The sequence below is a fragment of the Clostridiales bacterium genome (genome assembly GCA_015243575.1).
Taxonomy (GTDB): domain Bacteria; phylum Bacillota; class Clostridia; order Peptostreptococcales; family Anaerovoracaceae; genus Anoxybacterium; species Anoxybacterium hadale.
On record CP042469.1, the window covers coordinates 2,986,159 to 3,008,842 of the forward strand.

Sequence of the window (22,684 nt, forward strand, 5' to 3'; positions counted from 1 at the left end):
TATTCCGGGTCCGAAAGGTGTTGATTATTCCTCAAAAAAAGCTTGTTTTTCTATTATCATCGGCGTAACGGGTTCTCCATAAAAATCAAACGGTTCTCCGATCACTTTTCCGCCAAGCTTGATTAAGATTGATACCGAAACATCTCGTGCTTCTGTATAGATCCTCTCCGCACCAAGTTTAAAAATTTCCCCCAGTGCAAACTTCATTAATTTTTTACCAATCCCGAGGCCCCGCAGTCTGCTGTCCACTGCAAATCTGCCCAAATGCCATGTATCGTTTTCCTTCCAGCCTGCAATAACGCCAACCATCTCCGAATCATTTTCCACATACCACCAAATAGGTTCGCGTTCTTCCGGGATGCTATTCAACGTAACCGGAATGTTCTGCTCTCCTGCAAAAACGTCTTCTAACAAGGTGAGGGCAGTGCCCATATCTACTTCCTGCAATCTCTCAATCGTGAGTCCCATGTTACTTTGGCTTCCTTTCTCCCTATATAGAGTCAATAGACTTTGCACTAAAGATTACCTCCGAATATTAGCCAATAGACTTTGATCTAATGATTTCTTCCGGATATTAGCCAATAGACTTTCCTCTATGGATATTGTAACTATAGATCATAGTAACACTAAATCCCAAGTCGGTCAAAGCCTCATTGTCAACAACGATTCAGGGCTCTCTGTCATATATTGGGTGGCCCCGCAAATAAAAAAACGGCGGTTCCTATTGTGAACCGCCGCCATATCAAGCTTGGATGCTTAATTACCCCATCCGGATAGCTAAGGCTTAGAGGCTTAATTACCCCATCCGGAAAGCTTTGTCTGTGTTAATTCATCCTCTTCAAACCATCTGGTCGTAACACATTTTGTTTCCGTAAAGAATCTTACGCCGTCCTTCCCCACACAATGCAAGTCTCCGAAGAAGGAGTCCTTATGCCCTGAAAACGGGAAGATTCCATAGGGTACAGGAATCGGAACATTGACTCCGACCATTCCGCCATCCGTGTACTTTGCAAACTTTCTCGCATAGTAACCGCTCTGTGTAAAGATGATGGAGCCATTTGCAAAGGGGCTGGAATTCATTACCGCGAGTCCTTCATCAAAGTCCTTTACTCTCTTAATGCATAAAACCGGACCGAAAATTTCTCTGTTTCCAATACTCATTTTCGGGGTGACATGATCAAAGATGGTATGCCCGAGATAAAATCCGTTCTCATAACCCGGAACAGTTACATCACGCCCGTCCAGAACAAGCTTTGCCCCCTCGGCGATACCAGTCTCGATCCATTTCAGGATAGACTGCCTGTGCTTTTCCGTGACCACCGGCCCCATATCCGAGCCTTTGTCGTAGGCCGGTCCGATTTTCAGTTTGCTGATTTGCTGTACAAGCTCTTCAACCAGCTGGTCGGCAATCGCTTCTTCTGCCACAATCACCGGCAGTGCCATACATCTTTCTCCAGCGCAGCCGAACGCCGCACTGATGATGCCAGCAGCAGTCCTTGCCAAAGGAGCATCCTTTAATACCAATCCGTGATTTTTTGCTTCTGTTTGCGCCTGCACTCTTTTCCCGTGCGCCGCCGCAGTAGAATATACATGAAGTCCTACACCTGTGGTTCCTACAAAGGACACGCCCTTTACGTCTTTGTGCTTAAGAAGAATCTCCGCTTCATTCCGGCTGCAGGTCACTACATTAAACACACCGTCAGGGAATCCGGCCTCTTTATATAATTCTGCAAAACGCAGCGTCGTCAGCGGCGTTGTGCTGGATGCTTTTAAAACCATTGTGTTACCTGTTGCGATGCAGATTGGCGCCATCCAGCCAACCGGTATCATCGCCGGAAAATTAAAGGGAGCAATTCCTGCAAATACCCCGAGTGGTTCTCTGTAAGATACGGAGTCGATTCCTTTGGAGGTGTCCATAAAAGACTCTCCCATCATATGGTTTGCAATGTTGCACGCATACTCTGTAGGCTCCAGGGCTTTTGCAAGATCGCCCTGCGCTTCCTTCCATACCTTTCCATGCTCGCGGGCAATGAGGTCGGTCAATTCTTCTTCATGCTTCACAATTAACTCTCTGAGTTTGAAGAAAAGCTCCTGTCGTTTCGCTGCCGGTGTATCTCGCCATGCCGGAAAGGCAGCACTTGCCGCCTCGATGGCTTTTAGTACCTCTGCTTCCGTGCAGCAGGGGGCTTGTGCCAAGAGCTCACCTGTGCTCGGATTATACACATCCATATATTTCTCTGTTGTCGATTCAACAAATTGCCCGTTACAAAAATACTTCAGTTGGTTCATTTTTTAGTTCCTTTCTCTAGTGCCAAGCTTCCTCTCATCGATTCATGGCGACGGAAATAGACAAATCATGCTTCGTGATTCACAGTCTGAGTTCTGTCTGCGCCCTTCTGGCAGGACAGAATATTAATTTGAATAGTTTTATCATGACAGCTTCATAAATGATTGTAAATTGAACGAAAAAATGAATTCTATTCATCTTGTGTGAGCTGAATAGAACTAAAGTTCTACAAACGACAAAAGCGAGGTTAAGAATGTCCTCGCTTTTGGAAATATTATCATGAATTCACTTGTTTTTCTTGTTTGAATTGGTATCCTGCTTCTAAGCTTGCTGCATTTCAGTATTGATCAATTTAATCAGTGTTACCCGATTGCTGACTTTCATTTTCCCGTAAATGTGATTCAGGTGCTTTTTAAATGTGGATGTCGAAAAGAACAATTCCTCACAGATTTCCGAATCGACTTTACCGCTCTGAATCAATGCCAGAATTTCAAGTTCACGTTTTGAAAGCCCGTATTTATTTAATTTCCTTTCGAGCACATAAATCCTGTTATCAAGCCGGTTCATATCGACATAGGAATTTGACAGTTTATACAGCTGCAACGCGATATGATTTTTCAAATTCTCCAAAACGCATTTATCTCTCATGTTAAATTGTTCTTCCTGATCTTGGCGCAACAAGATCAGGTAACCTAAGAGCTCATCTTTATAGTTTAATACAACACTAAATGCATGCTGCTCGTCTTTAGGAATTAGATGCTCGTTTTCCAGCTTGAGACCAAGCTCACTGAACTGCGACAAATCTGGTCCTCTTGATACAACGCCGGAGGGGTCAAGCAGCAAACTTTTTAAAAATGCATTGTTGCTTAGGCCATTTTTTAACTCATTCAAATCCTTTTCGCTGATATTATGACCGTACGTATTTCCAGCGCTTACACCGTCTTGCTCTTGATCCGCCAGATGAAAAACACCTGCATCAAAGGGTACGATTATATTAATTATTTCAAGGACCTTAGATTGATATTGCAAAAAATCCTCTATGCAATTCAACCGATAAATAAGTTGAACCATGGTCATCCAATCTGCAACTGTTAATGCTAGACTCATATCGATTCTCCAAATCACTTTAATCTTGTGCGATGAAAATTAGTTAGATAATATTATACTATTGGATTGGGACATGTCAACTTGAAAAAACTCACAAATGAAAAAACTCACAAATACCGTCGTATTTGATTTTTCAATTAGAAATAATTTTAAGAAAGTATTGACCCTGACATCATGTCATAGTGTACTATAAAATCCAGGAGAACAGGAGGCGCATATTGAGATGAGAACAATTAAACATGTTTCGGATTTAACGGGTGTCAGTGTTCGCATGCTGCACTATTATGATAAGATTGGCCTGCTAAGACCAAGTGCAATAACTGAGGCGGGTTATCGGCTATATAGTGATGAGTCCCTTGAAATCTTACAGCAAATTCTATTTTTTAAGGAGCTGGACGTTCCACTGAAAAACATTCACGAGATTTTGGAAAGTTCACAGTACCACAAGATAAATACGCTACATAAACAAAAGGAGTTACTATTACTGAAACGAGATCGCCTGAACGAACTCGTTGCTCTTATCGATAAAAAACTGAAAGGCGGTAATGAAATGAGTTTTAAAGAATTTGACATGAGTGAATATTTCAATGTACTGGAAACATTTAAGCAGGAACATGAGAGTGATATCATCAAATATTATGGAAGCATAGAAGAATTTGACATAATCATTGAAACCATGAAATCCAAAGAGCTTGAGGGTGCAAAAATGGCAATTCAGCAGTTTGGCAGTATCGGAAAATACACAGAAGCAATAAAGAATAACCTTGAAAATCTGCCGACAATTATGGAAGGGTTCGAAACGATGAAAGAGAATATTGATGTGTATTCAGCTCAAGCAGATCGATTAATGGAACAATTAACGTCTGATATGAGTAAAAGCCCTTCTTCATCAGATATTCAGGGAATCGTAAAAGAAATGAATGAAATGCTCAAAGAGCACAGTCAAATTGTCAAGATGGATATGGGTGAGAACTACTGGAGGATGATGGCGGACATGTACTTGACAAAACCTGCGTTTAAAAAAGTCTATGACAAAAAGTACGGTAAGGGCGCCGCTAAATTTGTAGGGGAAGCCCTCAAGTTCTACAGTGAGAACACCATCTAGGGCAGGTTTGGGGTCATCGTTCATACTGGTTTGTAGAATCAGAATTTAAAATCACATAGCTTTTTACCTTGATGTAAAAATAATCCGGCGATAGATTTAACTTCACCGGATTAAAACGCATTTAATTCATTTTAGTTTGTCTTAAGAGCGCTACATCAGCATTTAACATAGAAACATAGTATACCTCAAGAGGACGATGTAGCCCCGCCTTTCCCCTATTCCACTGTCACCGACTTCGCTAGGTTCTTCGGCTTATCGATATCACAGCCTCTCAGCTTGGCGATGTTGTAGGCCAGAAGCTGGAGGGGTACGACGGAAAGCAGCGGAGCGATGTCGTCCATACAGTCGGGAATGTAGATCACCCGGTTCGCTTGTTTTTCAATATCACGGTTTCCTTCTTTTGCAAGACCGATGACGTAAGCCCCCCTTGCTTTGACTTCCTGTATATTGGAAAGCATCTTTTCAAAGAGGCGATCCTGGGTTGCTAGTGCGAGGACCAGGGTTCCAGGTTCGATGAGGGCGATGGTTCCGTGCTTCAGCTCACCTGCCGCAATGGCAAAGGAATTGATATAGGAGATTTCCTTCAGCTTCAGCGAGCCTTCAAAGGAAACGGCCGAGTCCAGACCTCTTCCTATGAAGAAGACCTGTTCCAGCTTATATTGCTCTTTGGCGATTTCCATCAAGGTAGTTTCATCCGCAAGCATGTCACGCAGCTTATCCGGCACCTTCTGGAGTTCGTCGATATACCGATGATAAAGCTCCATATCAATCACGCCTTTGGTGTGACCCATATATAACGCGATGAGATACATGCACATCAGCTGTGTGGTGTACGCTTTCGTGGAAGCAACTGCGATTTCCGGTCCAGCCCAGGTGTAGAACACATCGTCTGATTCTCTTGCAACGGAGCTTCCCACTACATTGACCACGGATAGAATCCGGGCACCCTTATTTTTCGCCTCACGAAGAGCCGCCAGCGTATCCAGCGTTTCACCGGACTGGCTGATGGCGATAAAGAGTGTCTTATCATCCACGAAGGGATCCCGATAACGGAATTCTGAAGCAACATCTACTTCCACCGGAATCTTTGCAAGCTTTTCAATGATATATTTGCCCACAAGTCCGGCATGGTAAGCGGTTCCGCAGGCCACAATATAAACCTTGTTGAAGCCTTCCAGATCTTCCTTGGTCAGCGAAATACCGTCGAGCTTAACGATACCATTTTCGTCAAGTCTTCGATTCAGGGTTTCATGAATCCCCTTAGGCTGCTCATAGATTTCTTTGAGCATAAAGTGATCATAGCCTTCCTTTTCAGCGGCATCTGCATCCCAGGTAACATGAAAAACGTCTCTCTTGACTTCTTTCCTGTCAGCATTATAAATCTTGACGTCGTTCTTTGTCAGAACCACAGTCTCGTTATTTTCTATGAGGTAGATCTTCCGCACATGCTTCAGCAGTGCGGGAATATCCGATGCAATAAAGTTGCAGCCTTCGCCCAGTCCAACTACCAACGGGCTGTCTTTTCTTACTGCGATGAGTTTATCCGGCTCCTTGCTGCAGATGACGCCGATTCCATAAGCACCGCGCATCATATCAACAGCTTTGTTTACAGCATCCAGCAGGTTGCCGTCATAATAGAGGCCGATCAAATGGCCGATTACTTCTGAATCCGTCTCAGAAATAAAAGCAATGCCATGCTCCTTGATCAGCCATTCTCTGAGTTCCACATAGTTTTCAATAATTCCGTTGTGGACGATGGCGATGGAATGGTCGGTATTGCTATGGGGATGTGCATTGGCATCGGAAGGTGCGCCGTGGGTAGCCCATCTGGTATGTCCGATTCCGATTGTACTGGTGAAGTGTTCCCTCTCGATGGCAGCTTCCAGGTTGGCAATTCTCCCCTTGAATTTGCGAACCTCTATTTTTCCTTCTTTGTAAAGGGCGATCCCTGAGGAGTCGTATCCCCTGTATTCCAGTTTCTTTAAACCTTCAATGATAATATCACTTGCATTGCCGTCTCCGATATAACCGACGATTCCGCACATAGTCGTTCCCCCTTATCCAAATCTTTTGGTGAGCAGAGACGCTAAATTCTCTGCCAGCTTCGTGATCTGTTCAATATCTTTACCTTCAATCATAACCCTTACCAGCGGCTCTGTTCCGGAAGGACGGATGAGGACGCGGCCTTCTCCGGCCATCATGCTTTCCAATCGTTCGATTTCAGCGCTGATTTCAGGATCTGACAGATACTTCTTCTTATTTTCATTCTTTATTCTGGCATTTTTGAGCACCTGAGGGTAGATCGTAACCTCATCCGCAAGAACCGATGGCTTGATGCCCGATTCTCTTACTGCCTTCAGCAGCTGGAGAGCCGATAAGATTCCGTCTCCTGTTGTGGTGTGATTTAAGAATATGATATGGCCGGACTGTTCGCCCCCAATAACACACCCCGTTTTGAGCATACTTTCCAGAACGTAGCGGTCGCCCACCTGAGTGGTATCTACATTACAGCCAATCTTGGCAAGCGCGCGGTGAAAGCCGATGTTGCTCATTACCGTTGCCGTTACTTTATCTCCCGGCAAGACTTCGTTATGCTTCAGCATTTTCGCACAGATATAGATCATTTTGTCGCCATCAATCAGGCGTCCCAGTTCATCCACGGCAATCAGACGGTCAGCATCACCATCAAAAGCCAGCCCCATGTCCGCCTTGCTTGAGACCACCAGCTTCTGCAATTCCTCCGGGTGGGTGGAACCGCAGCGTTCATTGATATTAACACCGTCAGGCTGGTTATGAATGGCCGTGACATCTGCCCCCAGCTCACGAAATACCTTTTCTGCTACCTTATAGGACGCTCCGTTGGCACAATCAATCACAAGTTTCATTCCGGATAGATCCATATCCGCTGTTTTCTTTAAAAACTCAGCATAAAGAGCAATGGCATCTTCTTCCGCTTCCAGACAGCGACCCAGTCGATCCCCTGTAATATGGCTGTTTACATCAATATTTCTAAGAATGATATCTTCTATTTCATCTTCGATATCGTCGTCCAGTTTAAAGCCTTCTCCGTTGAAAAACTTAATCCCGTTATATTCAAAGGGGTTGTGGGAAGCGGATATGACCACGCCGGCGTCTGCCTGATAATATTTGACAAGATATGCTACGGCCGGGGTAGGCAATACCCCTGCTTTGATTACATTTCCTCCCATTGCCAGGATGCCTGCGCTGATCGCGTCTTCAAGCATATCTCCTGAAATTCTGGTATCCTTTGCGATAAGAACCACCGGTCTTTGCTGATCCTTGCTGAGCACATAAGCTCCTGCTTTTCCAAGGTTGAATGCCAGCTCCGGAGTAAGCTCCGAATTCGCTACCCCTCTGACTCCGTCAGTTCCAAAAAGTCTGCCCATAAAATCTCCTTATCGTTTTACTACTTCTTATTTCTGTTATCTTGCTGTTTTTCTGCTATTACGGTTTCATTTCCTGCAGCCTGCTCATATCAATTACGATCCGCCTGCACTGCAGCTTCTATTGTAAAAGGTTACTTCTTATCAAGTGTTCCGTGTCTATTCTTCCTCATTCAGCGTAATATGAACTTCCTCAGGGTCAACCGTGATATAACCCAGTTCCTTCTCATATCGAAGCTGAACCTTTGCGGCAGCCGATATTAAGGACTCCGCATCCAGCATAAGATAAGGCACGAGATCTGACTTCACCAGCCCCGCGATCACAGCTTCACTGCCTGATACGGTGACCTTTATCTGTGGGGTTGTAATGGAAATATTATTTGCGCCTTCAATTCCCTCCATAAGGATTTCATCTGAAGTATACGTAAATTCCTTAATTGCAGCCGGTTTAATCGTAATGCCCACACCCATATGCTCATAACCATTTGCAAATTCCACACCCTCAGGCAAAGCGATATCAAGCGGAAGCTTTGAAGTGCTGGCGACCGTACTGATATCAATTGGTGCCGCCGTTAGGCTTGTTATATTTGCAAGGTCAGAAGCTGAGCCCTTAATTTTTACAGTTGGTGGAACATCCATACCCGTAACTTCATAGATCGGTGCTACTTGCCCAGTAATTTCTACATTCAGCGGAACCGCTACAACATTGCTCAGTTTTGCAGAGACATCGATGAAAGGAGAGGATAGTCTGACATTGGAAACCACATCCCCCTCTCTGTTTACCGCCACTGCTCTGGTCTGTACGGTAACTCCATCAGCAGTCAGCTTGACCGTATTCACATCAGCTTGGATATGAGATACTGCTCCCACTTCTGATTTTGCACCTGAAACGAGAATTTCCTCGGGCTGAGTTGTGACCTGACCCGCTTCGATTCCATTTTCAAACTGACCGATAAAATTAACCTGAATCGGTTTTGCAACTTCCACTCGTTCTTCGATCACAACGTTGATCTTGATGGGCTTGATATCCAGTATGGTAACACCCTCAGGCGCAGTAACTGTCACCGGAATGTAGTTTTTGCCCATGCTGTAGCCAAACAAATCGGCGTTGGCAATAAGGTCAGCAGCACTGATACTGGAGAGTTCCGACTTTTTAGCCTGAACCTTTACATCAACGGTATATTCAGCCTCTCCCGAAAGGGCGAGACCTCTGGCAGTAAGGCTCTCTTCGTTGAGCAGCTGCACTGTAACATCAGAGATTGTCTTTGACTGCATGGGGTTTTCTGTCTGTATTACATAAACCCAGAGCGCAAGTGCGAGTACTACCGATATAATTTTGTAAAAGGTATTATTATTCAGCATTCCTGCGCCTCCTGATTTTGTCGATAAAAGGGACTTTAACCTTTTCCGCCGGAATCTGAGTCAAATAGATATTCAGCAGCGTTTTTTCCACTGTTTTAATATCCAGAAATCTGGAGAGCTTGCCGTCTACCGCAATGGAAATAATTCCAGTTTCCTCGGAAACGATGATGGAGATCGCATCAGAGTTTTCAGTGATACCGATACCCGCCCGGTGTCTGGTGCCCAAATCTTTGCTGAGCGTTTTACTTTGGGTCAGCGGCAGGACACATCCCGCAGCCAAAACTCTATCTCCCCTGACAATAACCGCACCATCATGAAGCGGCGCCCCTTCGTAAAAGAGGTTCCCCAGCAGTTCTGTAGAAATCTCTGCATTGACCTTTGTTCCTGTTTCTGCGATATCATTCAACGTGGTTTCCCGTTCCATAATGATCAACGCACCGATTTTATTGGTCGAAAAATAATCCACTGCCTTGATAATGGCAGCGGTAAGAACCTTTACTCTTTCCTTATCCATCTGTGCAAACTGTGGGGTGATGAATTTGCTGCGTCCCACATACTCTAGGGCTCGCCGGAGCTCGGGCTGAAACACAATGACGAGTGCGATAACACCCAATTGCAGCGTATTACGCAAGATCCAGTTCAATGTATAGAAATTAAATTGTTCAGACAAAATTGTGATCAGAACTAAAACTAGCAGCCCTCTCACAAGCTGCAGCGCTCTGGTCTCCCTGATAAATCCCAAAACTTTATAGATCACAAAAGCTACGATGGCAACGTCAATGACGTCCGTGATCCCTACGCCGGAAATAATACTGTTAAATATTTCTGACATACCTCTCTACTCCCTTAATCATACTAGCTTTTATTCTATCGAAAAAAGTGCGAAAATTCAATAGGTTTTCAATATAATTCGAAAAAGAGTCCCTGACAAAATTAGAGATTTTACGCCATGGAATCGAGCAAAGTAAAACCCCTTTCCGTCACATCAACCTGTGTATTGCAAGATGCGACAAAAAGAGGCGGTTTCAAGCCGCCTCTATATCTTATTACCAATATTAATATCTGGTCTCCAGCAAACCGTAGGTGTTATCCTTCCTCTTGTACACAACATTTACTGCATCGGATTCCATGTTGAGGAAAACAAAGAAGCTATGTTCCAGAAGCTCCATCTGCATAATCGCCTCGTCAACAGACATTGGCATCAAATCAAACTTCTTTTTCCTTACAACCTGCATTTCTTCCAGTTCTTCTCCTGCAACTTCAGGCAGATTCATTAGGAGCAGCTCTTTATGATCTTTGTGCTTCCTCTGAAGCTTTGTTTTGAATCTGGACATTTGAGAAGACAGTTTTTCAGTAACTCTGTCTATGCCGCTATAAATATCATTTGTGGTTTCTTCCGCCCTAAAGATTGTACCCTTAGCATTGATCGTTGCCTCTATCTTCTGCCTCCCTTTCTCCGTTGTCAAAGTAACATTGGCTACAATGTCATTGGAGAAGTACTTACCAAGTCGATCCAATTTGGACTCGATGGTTTGTTTCAGATGGTCACTGGCATTCATGTTTTTGCTTGTAATGATAACTTTCATTTAGTGCACCCCCCTAGCTTTCGATTAAGGTAATCGTATTAGTATTGTATACTACAAAACCCATGCCATTCCTTTTTTTCATCGGCAAATAAATATACAGCTTACATTCATCGACAACGTTTCTGATAATATGACAACAACTTTCAAAAAGAACAATTTTTCAGCGTTTTATAAACGACACCACCGGCCTGTTGATATTGTGGATAAGTCTGTGTATAATTGAAATACAAAGGTTCTTGCAGTGGATATTTTTTTCGCTCAGAATATACATTCACATGCAATTCGAATCGCGCAAGGTTGATTTCCCCTTGTTTGCAACGCTTTGTCGTTGCATAATTATTCATTTCTCTTCCTTTCTTTTCAATTTTCGCTTTTTTGTTCTTCTGTAACAGCACTTGACAAGCTATCCTTGAGATTGTCGAAATTTGATGCTGGTTTTGCAGTAATACAGATTAGATATTGGAACCGCCTAGCTGACCTGGTCTTTGCCCCCACACCCGCCTTTTGGTATTTTACCAAAGGACTTACATCTAAGCTACGCCATGATCACTGCCGCCTTGCGGTCCAGCTTACGTGGGTCCTTTTGCCCGTAACTGGCCTGGACTTTCAACCACAGACCTAAGCGGCTCTAATATTTAATCTTTATATACCCTGTTCTGCTTGTCTTACTCAATATTATATGTCGAAAATTGCAATTTCGTCAACGCCGATTAAATATAGATTTCGTACCGGAGTCATTCAGCAACGTATCCCATCGTCTTCTTCGCTGATTAGGTTTGCCCCCGCTGCAAAGACAAAGACAAAAACCTCGGAAGCATCTGCCCGAAGCAGTGCGTCCGTACAGGCGTCAGCCGTGCTCCCCGTAGTAAAGATATCATCCACCAAAAGCACCTTCTTTCCCCTCAGAAGGTCTTTCTTTCTCGAAGAAACGGCGAAGGCTTCCTGAACATTTCTGCTTCTCTCTAAAGCACTCAGCTGATTCATGGCTTCTGTATCAGAACTTCTCAGAAGCAAATTACTGCTGTACGGCGTTTCCATCAACCTTGCAAGTTCCTTGGCCAGCACCGCCGCCTGATTATATCCCCGCACCTTTTCTTTTCGCCTATGCATCGGTACCGGAAGAATCAAATCCAGTTCAAGAGCTTCCGAAAGAATCCGGTCTCTCATAATTTCCGCCAGCTTTCTCCCCAGATATGCTTTATCCTTGTACTTGAATCGATGCAGAATATCTCTTTCTGCCGCACCGTATTCTGCGCAGGCAAACCCCTTCGCAAAGAGATGACCCCCATCCCTGCAGTTGGTACAGAGATCTGGAAGATAGTCGTCCTGAAGGCGCTTGCCGCAGCAGCTGCAAGTTCGTCCATTGGTCCATTTCATGGTCCGGACGCAAACATCACATAGGGAATAAGGTCTGCTGTCGTCTATAATATTCCCACAACAGATGCAATATATGTTAGAAGGATAAATTAAATCAAAAAACCCTTCCACCAAAGATGGCAAAATCCCTTTCATAACGCAAATCTCCATTACATTCCTCGAATATCCATTGGCACATCTCTGATCGCTTCCCTCGGAAACACGCTCGCTTCGCTCGGACGGTTTCCTACGAGAACCGATCGGAGACGCGCTTTGCTTACATGCGTTTGATCGTCAATCCGCATGCAACCCGAAAACACGTAACCCATGAAACCAAACCTTTCCCCCGCCACTCTAGAGGAATGCTTTCAATCGCACAGCCAGGCCGGAATAACGATCGGTAATCCTATTATTGTCAACCATTGCATGCATTTTATTTTCCGAGCCCACGATGATAACTGCCCGTTTGCCTCTAGTTACTGCAGTGTAGAGCAGATTTCTGGTGGCAAGCATGGGCGGAAACCAGGATACGGGCATGATGACAATGGGGAATTCGCTACCCTGACTTTTATGCACTGTCACAGCATAGGCAAGTTCTATCTCATCCAGCTGAGAGAAGTCATACCGCACATAGCGGTTGTCATCAAATACAATGGTGATTTCATTGAATTCTCTGTCGATGGTCTGGATATAACCCACATCTCCGTTGAAGACGCCCTGACCTTCTGTAAAATCTTCTAGTCGTTTCCATTCCATCTGATAGTTGTTCTTGATCTGCATCACCTTATCCCCCTCGCGGAAGATCCTCTCGCCGAAGACTTTTTCTTCCTGTCCCTCGGCAGGCGGATTCAGTACGTTCTGCAGTTCCTTATTGAGGTTGATGCTTCCCAGAAGGCCTTTGCGTACCGGTGTTAGCACCTGCATATCCCTGACCGCATCGCAGCCCTTGTAATATTCCGGAAGTCGTTTGACACAAAGAGATTTAATGGTTTCCAGCATCTCTTTTTCACTCTTCTGCCTGAGAAGAAAGAAGTCCTTGTCCTTTTCGTTGCAGTCCGGATATTCGCCCTGATTGATTTTATGGGCATTGACGACGATAAGACTTTCCTTGGCCTGACGGAAAATCTCTGTCAGTTTCACGGCATAAATCACCTCGCTGTCGAGCATGTCCCTCAGCACATTTCCCGCGCCTACCGAAGGAAGCTGATCTGCATCGCCCACGACGATCAGCCTTGTTCCCGGTTTTATGGCGCTCAGCAGCCCATTCATAAGAAGGATATCAATCATGGAGGCTTCGTCGATAATGATAGCGTCGTACTCCAGCTGATCCTCACTGTTCTTCCCAAAGCGCATAGTATCTTCGCCCTCGGAATAGTAGTATTCCAAAAGACGATGGATGGTGGATGCCTCATAGCCGGAGGTTTCCGTAATTCGCTTGGCAGCCCGTCCTGTCGGTGCAGCGATGGCTGTTGCAAATCCGCTGTGTTCCAGGATTTTCATAATGGTATTGATGATGGTGGTCTTTCCTGTACCGGGTCCTCCGGTAATGACGGAAACCCCGTTTTTAAGCGACGCTTTTACCGCATATTTCTGATTTTCAGACAGCAGGATACCCGTCTCCCGCTCGGTTGCAGCGATGAGCTCGTCCACATCAGAGCTGACAGGCTTTAGATCGGAACGGCTCAGAGAGAGCAAAATTTTGCAGACATTTTGCTCCGCAGTATAATAGGGCATAGAAAAGATCACAGACCTTCCTTCCAGGTTTTCAATATGTATCTCGCCTTCAAAAGCTAGCTGGACAAGGATTTCGTGTACCTGCTCAGTGCCCACCTCAAGAAGTTCCGCTGTATTCTCGCAAAACATTTTTTGAGGGACATAGGTATGGCCTTCGTTGACATACAGCCACAGCGCATATTTGATTCCGCTTTCAATCCGATACTCGGAATTCTTATTAATCCCCATTTTCTCTGCGATTTTATCGGCCTTTTTAAATCCGATCCCAAAGATATCATCCACCAATTGGTATGGGTTTTCCGTCACTGCTTGTATGGTATCGGGCCCATACACCTTGTAAAGCTTCATGGCATAAGGCGGTGCAATACCAAACTGCTGAAAAAACAGCGTAATCTCAGCAAACTCTTTATGGGCCATAAACGCCTCAGAAACTGCTGCCGCCTTTTTTTCTCCTATGCCTTCCACTTCCGTAAGCCTGTGAGGCTCTTTTTCTATGATTGCGAAGGTGTCTCCGCCAAACCTGTGCACAATGGCAGCCGCAGTCTTCTTTCCGATCCCTTTCAGCAGTCCAGACGAAAGAAAGCCCTCGATCCCTTCTTGGGAACTGGGCATTTCCTCTTGATATTCTGTAAAGCTAAATTGTTCCCCGTAGGTCGGATGGGTTTTCCATATTCCTCGAAAACGAAAGGCTCTGCCTCGATCTGCCCCAGGCAAATACCCCACAGCAGTGAATTGCTCCTCGCCGTTTTCAATCACTGCAATGGTATAATAATTCTCTTTATTATGATAAATGACCTCTGCAATAGATCCTTGTAATTCGACCATTTTTACCCTTTCAAAATCGATACAGCTATGTCTCGATCCTCTGCATTGCAAGCTCCATCAAACGAGCCTTTCGGTTTTCTTCCGGATTTTCGTGAACCCAGTCCAGCAGAATCTGAAGCAGTTCACCCAATTCTGCCCCCTGAACAGCACCTGCAAGCAAAAGATCCTTACCGCTTACTGCCAAGTCAGAAAGAAAAATCGGTTCCTGGTGTTCCGTAATCTGCCGCAGCATTTCCTCTCTTTGCTGGCTGTCGGCATGGCTCAGGCCCAGCGCCGCAGACTGCGCCAGGGAAACCGTTTCAAGATATTCATATCCATCCATGCCTATTCTAAAGATCAGGCGTTTCAGCCGTACCTTGCCTTCTTCTATTTGCATTTTTCTGTCCGGCTTCTCAGTCGCACCGATTTCTTGCAGCTCGTCCATTTTTTCTACCGCAAGAAGCAGGCGTTGTTTCATCCGGTTTGCATACCCCGGATACTCGATGGCACGTCTGCCATTTTCCTTTTGAAAGCAAAGATAAATCAGCCCCAGTCTTATGGACAGATCCTCTTTCGTATGGTCAATCCCTTCCCCGAGAAGGGATAGTTTTTTCCATTCAGTCGCAGTTGCATGGCAGAAGCATTCCTTGCCAAGAATATAACGCCATGCGCCGGTCTCAGAAAGGAGCTTCAGTCCTTTGGAGCAGCTCCCTGAGCTTATGGTTTTACAGAACTCATCCAAAACTCTCTCTAGACTGATATGGGAAAGAAGCTCTGCTTTCTCTTTCATTGCCCCCAGCGTCTCCGGCTCCACATGAAATCCCAGCTGTGCCGAAAAACGAATTCCTCGCAATATTCTCAGAGCATCTTCTTCAAAGCGCACACCGGGCTCACCAATCCCTCTGATCGTTCTGCTTGCAATATCATCACGTCCCTGATAAAGGTCCACCTCTCCCCGAAAAGGACTCACGGCAATGGCATTCATGGTGAAATCTCTTCGCTCCAGGTCTTCGCTGAGGTTCCTCGTAAAGATTACCGTTTCCGGCCGGCGATAGTCGATATACTCGCCATCGATGCGATATGCGGCCACATCAGCCGTAATTCCACCTTCCGTAATCCGCATCACACCCAGCTTTTTATTGATGATTTCTGCATCAGGAAACAGCGAAGCAAGGTTCTCCCGCGCTGCATTGGTGGTAAGATCCCAGTCCTCTGCCTGCCTGCCAAGGATCGAATCCCGAACACAGCCGCCCACCGCATATGCTTCAAAGCCTGCAGCTTCAATTGTTTGTATGATATGAACGATTTCATCAGGCAGTGGGATCATGTCAAGCTCCTATCGAAGTTAGAATGAGGTGGGCTTGTAAAGCCTTCTGTTGTCCAACGTCCATACTCTGTCAGAGAAGTCACCTTCTGTTGTTGATTCCAGCGCCTCATGCATGTCATACATCCTTGCGTCGATCATATCCAGATAGTGTAGGATTTCCGCTTCAGGGAAAAGGGGTTTTTTCGGGCTTCCGAATTCCGGCTCGTAGTGATGAGAAAGGATCATATGCTCTAGCATGACGGCCTTTTCTTTTCCGATTCCAAGTTCCTCTGCCAGCCGATCGATGGTTTTGATTCCCTGAATCAAGTGGCCCAGCATCTGTCCCTCAAAGGAGTAACCAGAAGCCATACCCAGAGTGTCCGCCTCGATTTCATTAATTTTTTCCATGTCGTGGAGGATCACACCTGCCATGACAAGATCCTTATTCAGATTGGTATAAACCTCACAAACTCTCTCCGCAGTCATCAGCATTCGCTTAACATGGTACAGCAGTCCCGAAAGCTCAGCGTGATGATTTTTTGCTGCCGCCGGGTAGTACATGAGCTTTTCCTGATTGTCTTCCAGGACGCGGACGCAAAGGCTGCGCAGATCATGATCGGTCATTCCCTCTGCCTTTTCCAGCAGGAACAGGTACATGTCATCAGCTTTCTCCGGTGCCGCTTTGATATAATCCGCCAGTTCCAGATGATCTTCTGGCACTGATTTTCTAATTTTTTGGACCCTGAGCTGCCTCATTCCGTTCCATTCCGTTACGTTTGCCTTTACTTTGACGAAATCGCCGTCTGCAATTTCATTGAGCGCAGGAAGCTCCGGATCTGAAACATCCCATTTTTTCCCGGTTATTTCTCCTGTTTTATCGCACAGGAACAGATCCAGATATTGTTTTTTATTTGATCCGATTTTTATAGCTATGGTTTTCACCATAAAAAAATCCTGTATTTCATCATCGGTCCTGAGCTGGCCTATGTAAAATTCTTTCATGCTTTCGTCTCCTCCTAATGGGGCTCTCTAAAATTTCATCATAGGGAATCCACTCATCGATTGCAAGTATGATACCCCATTGATGCGATCTATTTTATTATATACCAATTCCGGGATATCTATCAATGGAGAGATTTAGTTTTTACATAATTTTACATTCAGTATATGATGAGGCTTCCATCTTGTCAAATCATTTCAATAGCCAATCATTTCTAAATCATTTCAAGGGGTCCTCTCAAAAACTAATTTGAGAGGACCCCTTGATTATGGCTGTATTTTAAATGTGACACTCTTTGATTAAATCATCTTCAGGTCGGGGCTGATGATAAGCTCCGCTTCCGTGGCTGCCCGAATCTGCTCAACGGTATAATCTGACTGAAGCTCTGTCAGCAATATCCCAGCGGGGGTGATCTCCATAACACCCATTTCCGTGATGATCATGTCTACCACATTGATGGCGGTGTAGGGAAGTCTGCATTCCTTCAGGATTTTGTGTGCGCCTTTTTGGGTGTGCTGCATCGCAACGATTACTTTTTTTGCACCTACCACCAGGTCCATAGCCCCACCCATTCCTGGCACCATCTTTCCAGGTACGATCCAGTTTGCCAGGTTTCCGTGCTGGTCTACTTCAAGGGCTCCCAAAATCGTCGCATCCACGTGGCCTCCCCGGATAATTCCAAAGGAAGTGGCACTGTCAAAGAACATAGCGCCGGGATTCACCGTTACGTACTGGGCTCCCGCATTGACGATATCAGCGTCTTCCTTGCCCTTCTCCGCCCCAGGCCCCATACCCATGATGCCGTTTTCTGACTGGAGTACGATATTCACATTTTCAGGCAGGAAGTTTGCCACCAAGGTTGGCAGTCCGATTCCAAGATTCACAACGTCACCGTCATTGAGCTCCTTTGCTACTCTCGCAGCGATGATTTCCTTTATATCTGCCACGGCTTCTCACCTCCTGCGATAGCATCCACGAAGATGCCGGATGTTACAACATTGTTTGGATCAATCTCCCCGATCTCTACGATTTTACAGGCTCCAACAATTACATACTCTGCGGCTGCTGCCATCATCGGGTTGAAGGTTCTTGTGGTCCCGTTATATGTGGTGTTGCCGAACTTGTCAGTTACCGAGCCTCTGATCAAAGCAAACTCTGCTTTTAATGGTTTTTCCAGAAGGTAGTCTTTTCCGTCCACGTTGATGACGTTTTTCCCTTCCGCGACAATGGTTCCCACTCCTGTTGGAGTCAGAAAGCCGCCGAGGCCTGCCCCACCTGCACGGATTCTTTCCGCAAGTGTCCCCTGTGGTACCAGGATACACTCTAATTTATCTTCTTCGACATCGGTATTCATTCTCCGAGCGACCTCGGGATTGAGTCCTACATGGGATGCGATAAGCGTCTTGATTTGACCGCTCGAAAGCAGTTTCCCGACGCCTCTTCCAGGCACGCCTGCATCATTACATATAATCGTGAGATTCTTTACACCTTTTTCCACCAGAGCGTCGATGAGGATCTCGGGAGTTCCGCAAGCCATGAAGCCACCCACCATTACCGTTGCTCCGTTCTGAATACCGGCCACTGCCTCCGATGCTGTCATGATTTTCGTTTTCATTGTCCGTTGCTCCTTCTGCCTGAAATTCAACTTCTACTGATTCACTTTATCTCATTTTTTCAGGCCAGGTTCAAAATCCTTCTTGCCTCTTCAGGCGTCGCAATTGCTCTTCCCATCGCTTGGGCAAGCTTTACGATGCGTTCCACCAGCATTGCATTAGTGGCTGGAATCCCCTTTTCATATTCCACCACGTCCTCTAGACCGGTTCTCACATGGCCGCCCATGGCAATAGCCATAGCAGCAAGTTGTACGTGAGGCCTGCCAACGCCAGTCAGCGTCCAAGTCGAGCCTTCCGGAAGGCTGTCTGCCAAAAACATGAGGTTTTTCGGACTTCCTTCCACGGAGCCGGGAACATTCATTACCAGGTTAAAGTGCAGCGGCCCGACCAAAATTCCTTTTTTCAGCAGGCGTTTTGCATTGGAAATCATTGCAAGATCAAATACCTCAATTTCCGGCTTGATGCCATTATCTCTCATTTTTATGGCCAGAGCTTCGATCAGATCAGGAGAATTCCCATTAATGCTTCCTGGAAAGTTGGAAGACCCCGTGGCAAGGCTGGCCATTTGGGCGTTCAAATCCAGCATCTGACCTCGCCATTCCACGGTATTCTCACCGCCTCTGGCTCCCGTTGACAATTGGCGGATCACATCGACCCTTTCCTGATCCAGCAGGTTCAAAACCTGCTGGAAAATGGCTCTGTCACTGGTAGGCATCTGATTTTCATCTCTGACATGAATATGCGCCACAGACGCACCGAGCACGGCGCATTGTTTTATGTTATCGACAATTTCCCTCGCTGTTACCGGGGTATGGGGATTCATTGCCTTTGTCGGCACGTTTCCGGTATGAGCAACCGTTACGATCAATTTCTCCATTTTAAACTCCTTTTTCATTTTCAACAGGGCTTCCCGCTTGTTCGAAAAGACCAGATCCAGACCCCAAGGTCATTATAGGATCTCTTCGCAGGTTTTTTTAATTGCGCCTTCCAGAGCTGCAAACAATTCATCCGTTTCCTCCCTGCTGATGTTGATCGGAGGAGTGATCTGCATATGGTCACCTCTAAATCCGTCTGCGGAACCACCTCCGGGGTAGGGAGAGATTCCCAGTTCTAAACAATGGTTGTTAACGATGGTATTTACCTTTTCCGATGGCTCGAAAGGCTGCTTTGTCTTCTGATCCTTTACAAATTCGATTCCTATCATCAGCCCTTTCCCTCGGATGTCTCCCACTATGGGATATCTGTAGAGCTCCTGAAGCCTCTTCATCAGATACTCACCCTGCGCCTCGCAATGATCCACAAAACGTTCCCGCTCCATGATTTCCAGAACCTTCAGCGAGATTCCAGCCGAAAGTGGATTCCCAGCATAGGTATGACCGTGGTGAAAACTGCCGGAGCCATTCACCATGATGGTACGGAACACTTCATCGTTTGCAATTGCGGCTCCGATGGGTGTATATCCGCAGCTCATTCCTTTTGCTGTGCAGATAATATCTGGAATTGCATTGCCGAAATGCTCGATTGCCATCTTCTTTCCGGTTCTTCCAAAGCCAGCCATCACCTCATCGTCGATCCACAAAACGTCATACTTGGAGCAGATTTCTCTGACCATCTTAAAGTAAACGGGAGCAGGATGAACACCTGGAGCGGCAGACCCAACAACAGGCTCACTGATGAACGCCATGATATTTTCAGGACCTTGCTTCAGGATTTCATCCTCCAATGCCTGTGCGCACCGGATACTGGTCTGCTCCAAGGTCTCACAGCCCCATTGGTTACGATAGTGATAGAACTGCGGAATTTTGGGAAATTGAGCCAGCATCGGATCGTACATCTTTTTTCTGCCTGTGATACCGGTAATTGCAAGTGCTCCCAAGGTATTCCCATGGAAGGAAGTCCATTTTGAAATTACCTTCCATTTAGACGTCTTCCCCCCATCCCGTTCCACATAATACTGTCTTGCCAGCTTAATGGCAGCTTCCGTAGCCTCTGAGCCGCCAGAAACAAAATATACGTGGTTCAGGTCTCCCGGAGTCCATTGACATACTTTGCGGGCGCATTCTTCTATGGTGTCCACCGTCCAGCGAGATAAATGGGTGAATGCAATCCGCGACATCAGCTCCTTGGTATACTCGGCAATCTCGCTGTTTCCGTGTCCGATATTGGCTACCGCAGATCCCGAGCAGGCATCCAGATAACGTTTCCCGTCTTCTCCATACAGATATACTCCTTCACCCTTCACAATTCTGGGATAGGACCAGTTTTGATTCCTGTAAAAGACATTATTGTTTGGTGCTTTGTTTAAACTCATTTGATTTCCTCTCCATTATTATGTTTTCACATGCTGCATACGGTTTTCATTTCTTTGAATTGATCAGGCTTTTGGAATTCCTTGATCAACAGGCTTCCGACAACAGTCCGTCCTCTGCATCAATCTTCGCATCAAATTCAGCCATTTCTGCCGGAGTCATTTTAGCCGCTGCCGCCAGCTGCTCCCGATCCAATTCTCCCTGAATGGATGCGATACAAAGAGCCGTCACAATATCCCCGGTAGCATTGGTGGAGGTATGGGCCTGGTCTACGATCCGATAGATTCCAGCAACCAGCGCGATGGCATCAAGGGGAAATCCCAAAGAAGTCAGCAAGGTGGTGCTGATTACCAGACCAATTTGGGGTGTTGCTGCGCAGCCCACGCTGAGCAATGTAGCAGTTCCAGCGGCCAGAATCTGCTGACTGATGGGTAGGTCGATTCCGTAAAGCTGTGCTGCGAACAGTACGATGATTGCGAAATAAATACAGGTACCGTTCATGTTGGCTGTAGCGCCTAAAGGCAGTACAAAGTTGGAGATTTCTTTCGGCACTCCGAGCCTCGGCGCCACCTTCATCGATCGAGGCAATGCTGCATTGGTAGTACAGGCGCTGAATGCCAAAAGCCATGGCTCGAAGGCATGCTTCCAGAAGGTACGGATATTCACCTTTGCAATAAAAGTCAGGAAGAGACCGTATACACCCGCAACCATGATAAAGTTTGCCAGATAATCTACAGCAATAAACTTCAGTACCGGCCCGAAGATCTCCACACCGTAAGTGCCAAGAGCCACTGCCATCAATCCAAATACACCGAAAGGAATAATTCCGAGAATAAAGGTAATCATTCGGAACATCGCATCTGCCAATGTCTTGATGCCCTTTGCAACAGGTGCAGCCTTCTCACCTATGGCGATGAGCGCAAGGCCTAAAAATAAGGCGAAGACAATGATAGGAAGCATGTCGCCTGCTGACAGAGATGCAAAAGGATTGGTTGGTATCATATTTAATATTGTTTCATAAGGTCCGCTGATCTGATTAACAGTGATATTGCTTTCTATCTCCCCAATCTGTATTCCTCGGCCCGGTTGAATAATATTGACAAGAATCAGACCGATGCTCGCCGCAATCATTCCGCTTGCCAGAAAAAAAGCAATCGTTTTCAGCCCAATGGTTCGAAGCTTTTTGATATCTCCCAGCGAAACGGCTGCGTCAATAATGCAGAACAGCACCAGTGGCACGACCACCATTCTGATCAGGCGGATGAATAGATTTCCCAGAAACGATAAAAAGGGAAAGATATAAGCAGCAATGATTTCATTGTTGGCTCCACCAAGAAAATTGAGGATATACCCGACGATAATTCCTCCGATCAAGCCAATAAAAATTTTTTTTACCAGGGACATTTTCTTTTTCCCCGCTGTGGGTAAAACCATATTTTGTTCTCCTTTCATAATGTTAATAATCTATTTAAGCGCTTAAATTAACTCTTATAGGCAGCCATTTGCTGCTTTCTCCTTTTTGCATCATCGGGAAATGAAAAAATCCAGGAAAATGCAAATTCGCCGAAAGCGTTGCTTGCATCTCACTGGATTCTAATCCTTTATAAAGAAACGGGATCGTTCCTTTCACGATTAAAGCAGTTCTCATGATTCTGTTTTTCGATTTTAATCTTTGCGTGTATGTTCTTTGATCTATGCGCATTATGTATTT

19 protein-coding genes are annotated in these 22,684 nt (G+C 45.6%); 1 reads left to right on the forward strand and 18 read right to left on the reverse strand.

Translation table 11 applies throughout. The features are described 5' to 3' along the window. Positions 1 to 24: 24 nt before the first annotated feature. From FRZ06_13340 to FRZ06_13350, 3 genes are all read right to left on the reverse strand, one after another. On the reverse strand, positions 25 to 468 hold the full coding sequence (locus tag FRZ06_13340) for a GNAT family N-acetyltransferase (GenBank protein ID QOX64253.1): 444 nt from the start codon (positions 466 to 468) through the stop codon (positions 25 to 27). A 324-nt stretch (positions 469 to 792) separates the two neighbouring features. Then, positions 793 to 2,289, reverse strand: a complete 1,497-nt coding sequence (locus tag FRZ06_13345; GenBank protein ID QOX64254.1) for a CoA-acylating methylmalonate-semialdehyde dehydrogenase — start codon at positions 2,287 to 2,289, stop codon at positions 793 to 795. Between the two features lie 319 nt (positions 2,290 to 2,608). After that, positions 2,609 to 3,394, reverse strand: a complete 786-nt coding sequence (locus FRZ06_13350; GenBank protein QOX64255.1) for a hypothetical protein — start codon at positions 3,392 to 3,394, stop codon at positions 2,609 to 2,611. A gap of 223 nt (positions 3,395 to 3,617) precedes the next feature. Between FRZ06_13350 and FRZ06_13355 the strand changes: the two genes are divergently transcribed. After that, entirely contained in the window at positions 3,618 to 4,499 is an 882-nt protein-coding gene (locus tag FRZ06_13355) for a MerR family transcriptional regulator (protein QOX64256.1), read from the forward strand. A gap of 215 nt (positions 4,500 to 4,714) precedes the next feature. Here the strand turns inward: FRZ06_13355 and glmS are convergent, their stop codons facing one another. The 15 genes from glmS to FRZ06_13430 form a co-directional block, all read right to left on the reverse strand. Beyond that, positions 4,715 to 6,544 carry a glutamine--fructose-6-phosphate transaminase (isomerizing) gene (gene glmS / locus FRZ06_13360; GenBank protein ID QOX64257.1) on the reverse strand — a complete coding sequence of 610 codons (1,830 nt, stop codon included), beginning with the start codon at positions 6,542 to 6,544 and terminating at the stop codon, positions 4,715 to 4,717. 12 nt (positions 6,545 to 6,556) lie between these two features. Beyond that, positions 6,557 to 7,906, reverse strand: a complete 1,350-nt coding sequence (locus FRZ06_13365) for a phosphoglucosamine mutase (GenBank protein ID QOX64258.1) — start codon at positions 7,904 to 7,906, stop codon at positions 6,557 to 6,559. A 156-nt stretch (positions 7,907 to 8,062) separates the two neighbouring features. Further along, positions 8,063 to 9,265 carry a hypothetical protein gene (locus FRZ06_13370; GenBank protein QOX64259.1) on the reverse strand — a complete coding sequence of 401 codons (1,203 nt, stop codon included), beginning with the start codon at positions 9,263 to 9,265 and terminating at the stop codon, positions 8,063 to 8,065. Then, positions 9,255 to 10,097 (reverse strand): TIGR00159 family protein, encoded by an 843-nt coding sequence (locus tag FRZ06_13375; GenBank protein QOX64260.1) that lies wholly within the window; start codon positions 10,095 to 10,097, stop codon positions 9,255 to 9,257. Before FRZ06_13375 ends, FRZ06_13370 begins: the two co-directional genes overlap by 11 nt. 223 nt (positions 10,098 to 10,320) lie before the next feature. Continuing rightward, positions 10,321 to 10,851: a ribosome-associated translation inhibitor RaiA gene (gene raiA, locus FRZ06_13380; GenBank protein QOX64261.1), complete on the reverse strand. Its 531-nt coding sequence runs from the start codon at positions 10,849 to 10,851 to the stop codon at positions 10,321 to 10,323. Between the two features lie 143 nt (positions 10,852 to 10,994). Further along, positions 10,995 to 11,246 (reverse strand): hypothetical protein, encoded by a 252-nt coding sequence (locus FRZ06_13385; protein QOX64262.1) that lies wholly within the window; start codon positions 11,244 to 11,246, stop codon positions 10,995 to 10,997. Between the two features lie 343 nt (positions 11,247 to 11,589). Next, positions 11,590 to 12,378 (reverse strand): ComF family protein, encoded by a 789-nt coding sequence (locus tag FRZ06_13390; protein ID QOX64263.1) that lies wholly within the window; start codon positions 12,376 to 12,378, stop codon positions 11,590 to 11,592. 183 nt (positions 12,379 to 12,561) lie between these two features. After that, positions 12,562 to 14,766: an ATP-dependent RecD-like DNA helicase gene (locus FRZ06_13395; protein ID QOX64264.1), complete on the reverse strand. Its 2,205-nt coding sequence runs from the start codon at positions 14,764 to 14,766 to the stop codon at positions 12,562 to 12,564. A gap of 25 nt (positions 14,767 to 14,791) precedes the next feature. Further along, a complete protein-coding gene (locus FRZ06_13400; GenBank protein QOX64265.1) occupies positions 14,792 to 16,072 on the reverse strand; it encodes a hypothetical protein in 1,281 nt (426 codons plus the stop codon). An 18-nt stretch (positions 16,073 to 16,090) separates the two neighbouring features. Further along, positions 16,091 to 17,053, reverse strand: a complete 963-nt coding sequence (locus FRZ06_13405) for an HD domain-containing protein (protein ID QOX64266.1) — start codon at positions 17,051 to 17,053, stop codon at positions 16,091 to 16,093. Between the two features lie 297 nt (positions 17,054 to 17,350). After that, positions 17,351 to 17,998, reverse strand: a complete 648-nt coding sequence (locus FRZ06_13410; GenBank protein ID QOX64267.1) for a CoA transferase subunit B — start codon at positions 17,996 to 17,998, stop codon at positions 17,351 to 17,353. Next, on the reverse strand, positions 17,986 to 18,666 hold the full coding sequence (locus FRZ06_13415; GenBank protein QOX64268.1) for a CoA transferase subunit A: 681 nt from the start codon (positions 18,664 to 18,666) through the stop codon (positions 17,986 to 17,988). The genes FRZ06_13410 and FRZ06_13415 overlap by 13 nt, the downstream gene beginning before the upstream one ends. Before the next feature lie 59 nt (positions 18,667 to 18,725). Then, complete coding sequence (locus tag FRZ06_13420) at positions 18,726 to 19,541, reverse strand: 3-keto-5-aminohexanoate cleavage protein (protein QOX64269.1); 816 nt, start codon at positions 19,539 to 19,541, stop codon at positions 18,726 to 18,728. Positions 19,542 to 19,613: 72 nt separating this feature from the next. Next, entirely contained in the window at positions 19,614 to 20,975 is a 1,362-nt protein-coding gene (locus tag FRZ06_13425; GenBank protein ID QOX64270.1) for an aminotransferase class III-fold pyridoxal phosphate-dependent enzyme, read from the reverse strand. Between the two features lie 85 nt (positions 20,976 to 21,060). After that, entirely contained in the window at positions 21,061 to 22,425 is a 1,365-nt protein-coding gene (locus FRZ06_13430; GenBank protein QOX64271.1) for a dicarboxylate/amino acid:cation symporter, read from the reverse strand. Positions 22,426 to 22,684 lie beyond the last annotated feature (259 nt).

Bases quoted from the DNA above. Each gene is read 5' to 3' on its own strand.
- FRZ06_13375 (QOX64260.1), bottom strand. From the start codon at position 10,097: ATGTCAGAAATATTTAACAGTATTATTTCCGGCGTAGGGATCACGGAC.
- FRZ06_13425 (QOX64270.1), bottom strand. From the start codon at position 20,975: ATGAGTTTAAACAAAGCACCAAACAATAATGTCTTTTACAGGAATCAA.
- FRZ06_13395 (QOX64264.1), bottom strand. From the start codon at position 14,766: ATGGTCGAATTACAAGGATCTATTGCAGAGGTCATTTATCATAATAAA.
- glmS (QOX64257.1), bottom strand. From the start codon at position 6,544: ATGTGCGGAATCGTCGGTTATATCGGAGACGGCAATGCAAGTGATATT.
- FRZ06_13390 (QOX64263.1), bottom strand. From the start codon at position 12,378: ATGGAGATTTGCGTTATGAAAGGGATTTTGCCATCTTTGGTGGAAGGG.
- FRZ06_13345 (QOX64254.1), bottom strand. From the start codon at position 2,289: ATGAACCAACTGAAGTATTTTTGTAACGGGCAATTTGTTGAATCGACA.
- FRZ06_13350 (QOX64255.1), bottom strand. From the start codon at position 3,394: ATGAGTCTAGCATTAACAGTTGCAGATTGGATGACCATGGTTCAACTT.
- FRZ06_13355 (QOX64256.1), top strand. From the start codon at position 3,618: ATGAGAACAATTAAACATGTTTCGGATTTAACGGGTGTCAGTGTTCGC.
- FRZ06_13405 (QOX64266.1), bottom strand. From the start codon at position 17,053: ATGAAAGAATTTTACATAGGCCAGCTCAGGACCGATGATGAAATACAG.
- raiA (QOX64261.1), bottom strand. From the start codon at position 10,851: ATGAAAGTTATCATTACAAGCAAAAACATGAATGCCAGTGACCATCTG.
- FRZ06_13415 (QOX64268.1), bottom strand. From the start codon at position 18,666: ATGAAAACGAAAATCATGACAGCATCGGAGGCAGTGGCCGGTATTCAG.
- FRZ06_13430 (QOX64271.1), bottom strand. From the start codon at position 22,425: ATGAAAGGAGAACAAAATATGGTTTTACCCACAGCGGGGAAAAAGAAA.
- FRZ06_13340 (QOX64253.1), bottom strand. From the start codon at position 468: ATGGGACTCACGATTGAGAGATTGCAGGAAGTAGATATGGGCACTGCC.
- FRZ06_13420 (QOX64269.1), bottom strand. From the start codon at position 19,541: ATGGAGAAATTGATCGTAACGGTTGCTCATACCGGAAACGTGCCGACA.
- FRZ06_13400 (QOX64265.1), bottom strand. From the start codon at position 16,072: ATGATCCCACTGCCTGATGAAATCGTTCATATCATACAAACAATTGAA.
- FRZ06_13370 (QOX64259.1), bottom strand. From the start codon at position 9,265: ATGCTGAATAATAATACCTTTTACAAAATTATATCGGTAGTACTCGCA.
- FRZ06_13365 (QOX64258.1), bottom strand. From the start codon at position 7,906: ATGGGCAGACTTTTTGGAACTGACGGAGTCAGAGGGGTAGCGAATTCG.